The organism is Fusibacter sp. (assembly GCF_057447755.1).
The window spans coordinates 1-8,517 of sequence record NZ_JBVBZF010000147.1 but is presented as its reverse complement, the minus strand read 5'-3'; the positions used below and the strand labels follow the sequence as shown (position 1 = coordinate 8,517).

Here is an 8,517-nt window from a genome sequence, read left to right as displayed (position 1 = left end):
CCAATTCACATGAAAGCCTATGAAGGGATTGATAAGCTCAAGTCTTCTATAGACCCGTCAATGTGTGTTGGTTGTTCTGTGTGCTCACAGGTATGCCCGGTAAATGCAATTAAATCGACAAGAGAGGAGGCGTAAGATGAATATCATCTTAGCAGGCGTAGGTGGTCAAGGCCTTGTTATGACAACTCAAATTATATGCGAGGTTGCAAGTCGCGCTGGTGCCGATGTAAAGTCCAATGATGTGGTGGGCCTCTCGCAAAGAGGCGGTAAAGTATGGGGGAGTGTTAAATACGGAAAAGTCATCCATTCGCCAAATATCGAAAAGGGCACTGCAGATATTCTCATGGCCCTTGAGCCTCTTGAAGGTTTAAGGTGGCAGAGCTTTCTTAAAGCAGAGGGACAGGTCTTATTAAATTGTAGTGAAATCTATCCGGTGTTTGCCATCGCTGAAAAGCAACCCTACCCTCATGATTACAAGACGCGATTTAGAGCTGATCTTCACTTAAAAGCACATGATGCCCTAAAAAGCTGTGAAGCTTTAGGCAGTTCTAAGATGGTTAATGTCTTTCTCCTTGGGATGTTGGCCAAATGTTTGGACTTTGAACCTGATTTATGGAAAGAAGTCATTTCAGACCATGTACCCTCCAAACTGGTAGACCTGAATTTACAGGCCTTTGACCAGGGATATTTAATCTAATTCAGAAATTTTTAAAAAAACATTAGCATGAAAAATGGAAGTGTGATATAATAACTTGTTGATGAAATCATCGGATTTCGCAACTGTTAATAATACTCAGATGATTATTAAAGATGTGCGAAGGCGCATCTTTTAACCATTTGTTAGCAGAAAATCTTTCTGGATCGTAAGGCATCCAGAATTCTGTGGATGTAAGATTGAGAAAGGAACAATTAAATGAATAAAATTCAATTCAGTGAACTGAAAGTCTCAGAAGAAATTTTGAGAGCCGTTGAAGCTATGGGATTCGAGGAAACAACTCCTATACAAACAATGGCAATTCCCGTAGCGTTAGAGGGTAGAGATTTAGTAGGACAAGCACAGACGGGCACAGGAAAAACAGCCGCTTTTACAATTCCGATGCTTGAAGCGATTGATGAAAACAATCGTGGCGTTCAAGCACTTGTACTTTGCCCAACCCGTGAACTTGCTGTACAAATCTCTGAGGAAGTAAGCAAAATTGCGAAGTATAAAAAAGGCGTAAGCATCATGCCAATTTACGGTGGACAAGATATCGAAAGACAGATCAGAGGTCTTAGAAAGGGTGTTCATATCGTCATTGGTACACCAGGTAGAGTATTAGATCATCTTAGAAGAAAAACCCTTAAATTTGCAGATTTAAAAATGCTTATTTTAGATGAAGCAGATGAGATGCTCAACATGGGCTTTAGAGAAGATATTGAACTCGTTCTTGATGATGTGGATCACGATATCCAAACGATGCTCTTCTCTGCAACAATGCCAAGAGAAATCATGAATATTATCAATAAATACCAAAAAAATCCTGAAATCTTAAAAGTTGCTCATAAAGAATTGACAACGCCAAGCATTAAGCAGGTTTATTTGGAAATGAAGGATAAAGATAAGCTTGAAATTTTAAGTAGACTTGTTGACATTTATAATTTCAAGTTATCAATTGTTTTCTGTAATACAAAAAAACGTGTTGATGAAGTAACCGATATGCTTCAAGCCAGAGGTTACCAGTGTGATAAAATTCATGGTGATATGAAGCAGACCCTTAGAATGAACGTTATCAACAAATTTAAACGTGGCGATATCGAGCTTTTAGTAGCGACAGACGTAGCAGCTAGAGGACTTGACGTTGAAAATGTTGAAGCTGTTTTCAACTATGATATGCCAAGCCATGAAGAATACTATGTTCATAGAATTGGTAGAACAGGTAGAGCAGGCAAAGAAGGTATTTCCTTTACATTTGTTACCTACAGAGAATACCATTTGCTTAGAAATATCAAGCAATACACAAAATCAGATATTGTTCATCATCCAATTCCTAAAATTACAGATATTGAAGCTATGAAGCGTGAATTGTTCCTTGGAAGGGTTAAAGAGCGTATTCAATCTGGACTTGATGCTAAATTTATCAGAATTATTGAAGAGTTTTCAGACGAAGCTTTTTCACCAGTTGAAATCGCAGCTGCTTTACTCCAGATGGAATTAGAAATGGAGAAAGCAAAAGAAATTGATTCGATTGACAATGAGAAAAAAGCAAAAAATAACAATCAGCGTTCGGATTCAAGATCAGATTCAAGATCGGGTTCTAAGTTCAAAGGCAGAAACTCGGGTACAATGATTCGTATGCACATTAACGTGGGTAACAATCATCATGTTAGACCGAGAGACATCGTAGGTGCAATTGCTAATGAAGCTGATATCGATGGCAGCTTAATCGGTAGTGTAGACATCTATGACTCTTTCTCATTTGTTGAAATTCCAGAAAGTCATGCAGATAGAGTGCTAGAAAGAATGGATCAACGCCATATCAAAGGTAAGCCAATTTCAATTGAGCGTGCAAAAGATAGAGGCAAGGAAAGAGGCAAAGAACGAGGTGGCAAGGATAGAGGCAAAGACCACAGAAGCTTTAGAAGCAATAGTGATTCTGATGGCTCTAGACCAAAGAAAAGCTACAAAGATAAGCCATATAAAGATGGTAAGTCGGATGGCGATAAAAAAAGAGTACGTGTAAAAAAAGAGCGTAGCATCTAATTAAAGCTTAATAAAATCAAATATAAATTGAAAGTTCAGTATTGTCATCAATAATACTGGACTTTCTGTTTTTTTTGTCTTTTTAGAGGTATACATAAGAGATAGAGCTAAGTGGGTTAGTTTTGAAAATTCTGTAAGGGGTGAAGCTTATGAAAAAAATATCAACAAGAATTATTCTCGCAATTATGTTAACTTCTTTTGTACTTGTTTTGATTATGGGGTCAGTATCTTATTTTAGTGTAAAATCGATTCTAATTGCAGATGCAGAGCAAAATTTAATGGGGGTAGTAGATGGCAATGCACATGACATTGAACTATCTATTAATGAAATAACCACATTGACGGATCAAATTGCGAATATTGTACTCACCAATATGGATTTGAATAAGATTAAAAGTAATGAAATGGAAATGGAAGCGTATAAAGCCAGTATTAGCCCGGTGATTATCGGTGCCATTGACACATTTTCAGCCAAAAGCGGTTGGATTATCTTTGACGATGATACCATTAAGAATCCTGGAACCTTGTCTTTTACACGTCAAGAGAATGGGTCCTATAACCGTGAAGGTGAGTATAATGTAAGAGAATCAGGTTATGCAGGTGATGAATGGTACCAAGGTGCCATAGACAATGGCGTTAACTGGACAGCACCTTATTATTGGGAACCTTGGGATGCTACAATTATATCTTATAGTAAAAGTGTTGTGAAAGATGGCAAAGTGGTTGGTGTTGCAGGTGCAGAGTTTTTCTTTGATGCCTTAAGGGAACGATTAAGTCAAATCAAAATATATGACACAGGTTATGTAACTTTGATGGATAAGGACTTTAACTTCCTATATCATCCTGATGAAAAGGCAACAAATCTTAGAGAATTGGCTGGTGGTGAACTCAGTTATTTGGCAGATGATATTCTAAAAGGAGACCAGTCTGGACTATTGAACTACACCTACCAGGGCAAGAAGAAAATAATGTCATACTATAAACTCAGTAATGGATGGTATTTAACAGCAAACCCAGTTCTATCTGAAATATATTCAGATTTGAGCAAGTTGACGCTTATATTTACTGTGATTGGCCTTATTGCCATTATAGGTGCAGCATTCATCGCAATCTTTATTGGTAAAAAACTTGCAAAATCTATTGAACAGTTTAGAGAGGCTTTTGAAATTGGCTCAAGTGGTGATTTGACAGCTCGAATTAATATTAAGAGCAAAGACGAATTTGGTGTCATGGGTGACCACTATAATGGCTTTATTGAGAAGACACATCAAGTAATTTCTGAAATTAGCCAAGTTATTTTAAGAGCAGAAGTTAGCAATGACCGTATATATAAAGGTATGGACAATGTTATTCATGGTGAAAATAGTATCTACATGAATGAGATTTCAGCACCGGTATCCTTGGGGATTGACCAGCTTCAAAAGAGCTTAAGTGAAGTTCTTGACAATGTTAAGAGCCAGGCCGCAGGTACAGAAGAATCCCTTGCAGGGCTTGAAGAAATTTTGGCATCCACTAGAGATTCATTTGAAAAGACTGAGGCTGCACTTGAGTATTCTGAAAAGACAAGTGAGATTGCAACAACCAGTTACACAAGTGTTGAAGCCATGAACGCCAACATGAATACAATTGATGTCAATGTTGTCAATGCCAATACTCAAATCTTAAAATTATCCAAGTTATCTGAAGATATTGGTGGTATTTTGGTGACCATCAATTCAATTTCTGAACAGACAAACTTACTGGCATTAAATGCTGCAATTGAAGCGGCAAGAGCTGGCGAAGCCGGAAGGGGTTTTGCAGTTGTTGCTGATGAGATTAGAAAATTGGCAGAACAAACCAGTTCGGAAACAGATAAGATCAAGGGTATCATTGAAAACATTCAACAAGAGGTTAAGGTTGTTCAAAAGGCAAATGATAAGGTAACTGTGAGTGTCCAAGAGGGTATTTCAATTTCTGATAAGGTTAAAACCAGCATTAATGAAATATTGGAAAAAGCCAAAGCAAATCTTGAACATATTAAAGCCGTTTCAGCAACATCCAGAGAGCAAATTGAAGCTTCTGAGGAAATCACAAAAGCAGTTAGTGATATTGCCCATAATTCAGTGGAGATAGAAACACTTATCAACGCTTCTTATGAGTCCTTTGAAATAATTGCAAAATCCTTGAATGACAATACAACTGATATAGACACTCTTACAGCAGAAATGGAAAAATTGGCCGAAGAAATAAAATTCTTTAAAGTAGGCCAATAAACAAATATTTAAATGCCCCTGACCTTAAACCTCTGGTTTGGTCCAAGGGGCATTTTTAATGTCTTTAACCAACTTTTAGTTTCATTTTAATCTAATAGAGAGGAGATTCTAATTTCAGGTCTGTATACTTGACATATAAAATAAAACAAGGAGGCAAGATATGAGTACATCACTTGAAAAAATTGATCTTATAATGGAACGTGCCAACGTCTCATACAAAGAGGCAAAAGATACACTCGATGAAACTGGAGGCGATTTGCTAGAAGCCCTCATTAGACTTGAGAAAGCAGAGAAACTGGTTGAACCTGAAAAGACTGCATCTGAAAAACAAAGACAAGCTAAGGAAGCAATTAAGACAAAGAGTAAAAGCTTTTTCAATGATTTAAAAGAAACGCGTTTTAAAATTAAAAAGGACCAAAAAGATGTCGTTGACGTTTCACTGTTGACAGCATCAGTAGCGACCCTGATTACAATGCCGGTTTCTATTTTTGTATTGGCTGTGCCATATTTGTTTGGTCATAAAATCGAAGTTGGAAAAGAAAAACAAGTGCCTGAATCAAATGATGAGGCTTAGGGTGTGACATTATGACTCCTCTGGATTATAATAGACTTAGCAGTGACTTATTTATAAACTGGAGGAGTGAAGTATATGCCACATATTATTATAAAAGGTGCTTCTGAAGCACACGTTAGTGAAATCAGTGAAACCTTGATCAAATCAATTTCAGAGATGATTAAGTGCCCTGTAGACCACTTTACAGTGGAATACCTGCCAACCGTTTTCTATTCAAATGGCGTAAAAGACCAGGGCGCCTATCCGTTTGTAAACATTCAGTGGTTTAAGAGAGACCAAGCTGCTTGTGAACAAGTGGCAAAACTTTTCGATACTTTTTTCAAGCAAAAAAAATACCCTGAGAACGCAGTCATATTTACTGACCTTGTCCCAGAGTATTATTTTGAAAATGGTGAACACTTTTAAGATTCAAGAGATTTCGATTTTTTGATGACTTTAATGAAGGCAACTTTTAAATAGTTGCTCTCTGGATAAGCGTGGTTTGTTCTGAAATCCTTAGGTAACTGATGGATTTCCAGGATCTCAAATCGCGCTTTTCCTAAGTTAAAGGCTTTGCCGATCATCTGTTTAAATTTATCCAAATCAATAGTACTTGAGTTGTTAGATGCCACGATGATGCCATTATTCGTGGTTATTTTTATGGTCTCTGCAAGCAATACCGGATAATCTTTTTCAGCGGAGAACACAAAGTCCTTTGACTTGGCAAAGCTTGGTGGATCTAGGATTACCATGTCGTACTTGAGGGCTTTCTTCTCACAGTATTTAAAGTAGTTGAAGACATCTTCTACAATAATGCTATGATCTTCAAGATTGATGCGGTTGAGATTAAAATTTTCTTGAGTTCTTTCAAGGCTACGGTTTGCAAGATCTACACTTGTGGTACTTCTAGCGCCACCCTTAGCGGCAAATACTGAAAAGGCTCCAGTATATGAAAAGAGGTTGAGTATGTTCTTGCCTTTGGCATAATTGTTTCTGATAGTTCTGCGGACTTCACGTTGGTCAAGGAAGATACCTACCATGGCACCATCATTAAAATATACAGCAAATTGCTCGCCATTTTCCTTGATGAGGATTGGAAAATCTACTGGCTTACCAGCAACAAGACCATCATTTTCTTCATCTATGTCATTTTCAAATCTCAATTTCTCGTATATGGCATCATATTCAACAATTTCCTTTAAGCCCTTGAGGATACTGTCTTTAAAAGTATAGATACCAAGACTGTACCAATTGATTAAGTATGAACCGTTAAAGAAATCGATGGTTAAGCCGCCAATCCCATCGCCTTCGCCGTTAAAGACCCTAAAGGCATTTGTCTTTGGATTGTTGTAGAGCTTAATGCGTTTTTCGATGGCACTATAAAGCTTTTTCTTAAAAAATAGATCGTCAATGCGCTCTTTCTCAATCTTTGAAAGAACCCAGCCAATGCCCTTATTCTGAATGCCATAATATCCTGTTGCTATGAAATGCCCTCTCTCATCTGTGAGCTTCAGCAATGTGCCCTCATGAACACCTTGATCTTCGAATACATGATTGCCCATAAGAGCTTCTTTAAATATGAGTGGATACTGATTTTTATATTTATCTAAATGGCGTTGATGGATTTTTAATTCCAGAAACTTGTGTTTCATGTTGCCTCCTTAATTAACAAATAATGAACGTCCTACCATTATATTATACACCATTTGATTACACAATTAAAAAAAGAATAAAGCGACAAATTATGACAAAAATATTCAATAATTTGTATGTTAATATTGTATACAAAGTACATTCATAGTGCTAAAATGAGGGTGTATTAGAGGAGGCGTATTATGTCAAAATTGCAACCCAAGTTATTTACAACGTTAAAAGGGTATAATAAAGAACAATTCATAAGCGATGTGACTGCTGGTATTATCGTAGCAATCATTGCTTTACCGCTTTCAATAGCGCTTGGTATTTCATCAGGCGTAACACCTGAAAAAGGATTGTTCACAGCGATTATAGCAGGTTTTGTTACTTCATTACTTGGAGGCAGTCGCGTTCTTATAGGTGGCCCAACAGGCGCATTTATGGTTATTGTATACGGAATTGTTATGCAATATGGTATCGATGGATTAATTCTAGCCACAATCATGGCGGGGATCATGTTGATACTCATGGGTGTTTTTAAGCTGGGGACATTGATTAAGTTTATGCCGTATCCCATAACAACTGGTTTTACAAGTGGTATTGCCGTTGTTATATTTTCATCTCAAATAAAGGATTTTTTTGGACTCAATATTAAGACCGTTCCCTCAGAGTTCTTTGAAAAGTGGCAAGTCTATTTTGAACATTTTAATACCATTCATTTTGAGAGTCTTCTCATTGGTATGATGGCATTATTGATCATTATTTTCTGGCCAAGAGTCAATAAGAAAATTCCAGGATCTTTAATTGCACTAATTGTAACAACAATTGTTGTGAGCTTCACGCATTTGGATGTACCAACAATAGGATCAAAGTTTGGAACACTGTCGTCAAGTTTCCCCACACCGCATTTTCCAGAGGTGACACTTGAGAGACTTCAACTACTTTTGAAACCAGCCTTTACAATTGCCATGCTTGGTGCAATCGAGTCACTTCTTGCGTGTGTCGTATCTGATGGCATGATTGGTGGTAAACATAGGTCGAACATGGAACTCATCGCTCAGGGTACAGCCAACATAGCTTCTGGCTTGTTTGGTGGTATTCCAGCAACTGGCGCTATCGCCAGAACAGCAGCTAATATCAAAAATGGTGGTCGGACCCCAATTGCAGGAATGACCCATTCGGTGGTTCTCCTTTTGATCGTATTAATATTTATGCCCTTGGCCCAAATGATACCACTTGCATCTCTGGCTGCAATATTGATCATTGTAGCATACAATATGAGTGAATGGCGTGAGTTTGTTGGCCTCTTAAGCGCACCAAAAAGTGATGTGGTCGTT

8 protein-coding genes are annotated in these 8,517 nt (G+C 37.5%); 7 read left to right on the top strand and 1 reads right to left on the bottom strand.

Annotated elements, in window-relative coordinates; translation table 11 throughout:
* Positions 1-9: 9 nt before the first annotated feature.
* The 6 genes from AC220I_RS14305 (at position 10) to AC220I_RS14280 (ending at position 5,971) form a co-directional block, all read left to right on the top strand.
* Positions 10-135, top strand: coding sequence for a 4Fe-4S binding protein (locus AC220I_RS14305; protein WP_486724530.1), 126 nt, complete (start codon positions 10-12; stop codon positions 133-135).
* 1 nt (position 136) lies between these two features.
* Positions 137-697 (top strand): indolepyruvate oxidoreductase subunit beta, encoded by a 561-nt coding sequence (locus AC220I_RS14300; RefSeq protein ID WP_486724529.1) that lies wholly within the window; start codon positions 137-139, stop codon positions 695-697.
* A 216-nt stretch (positions 698-913) separates the two neighbouring features.
* Positions 914-2,740 (top strand): DEAD/DEAH box helicase, encoded by a 1,827-nt coding sequence (locus tag AC220I_RS14295; RefSeq protein ID WP_486724528.1) that lies wholly within the window; start codon positions 914-916, stop codon positions 2,738-2,740.
* Between the two features lie 149 nt (positions 2,741-2,889).
* A complete protein-coding gene (locus tag AC220I_RS14290; protein WP_486724527.1) occupies positions 2,890-4,992 on the top strand; it encodes a methyl-accepting chemotaxis protein in 2,103 nt (700 codons plus the stop codon).
* Between the two features lie 160 nt (positions 4,993-5,152).
* The gene (locus tag AC220I_RS14285) at positions 5,153-5,566 is read left to right on the top strand and encodes a DUF4342 domain-containing protein (RefSeq protein WP_486724526.1); all 414 of its coding nucleotides are present in this window, start codon (positions 5,153-5,155) and stop codon (positions 5,564-5,566) included.
* A gap of 75 nt (positions 5,567-5,641) precedes the next feature.
* Positions 5,642-5,971 (top strand): DUF1904 family protein, encoded by a 330-nt coding sequence (locus AC220I_RS14280; RefSeq protein WP_486724525.1) that lies wholly within the window; start codon positions 5,642-5,644, stop codon positions 5,969-5,971.
* Here AC220I_RS14280 and AC220I_RS14275 read toward each other — a convergent pair.
* Complete coding sequence (locus AC220I_RS14275) at positions 5,968-7,197, bottom strand: class I SAM-dependent rRNA methyltransferase (protein ID WP_486724524.1); 1,230 nt, start codon at positions 7,195-7,197, stop codon at positions 5,968-5,970. The two genes, AC220I_RS14280 and AC220I_RS14275, sit on opposite strands and share 4 nt — an antisense overlap.
* Positions 7,198-7,380: 183 nt before the next feature.
* Here AC220I_RS14275 and AC220I_RS14270 point away from each other — a divergent pair.
* A partial coding sequence (locus AC220I_RS14270) for a SulP family inorganic anion transporter (protein WP_486724523.1) occupies positions 7,381-8,517 on the top strand: 1,137 nt, incomplete at its 3' end.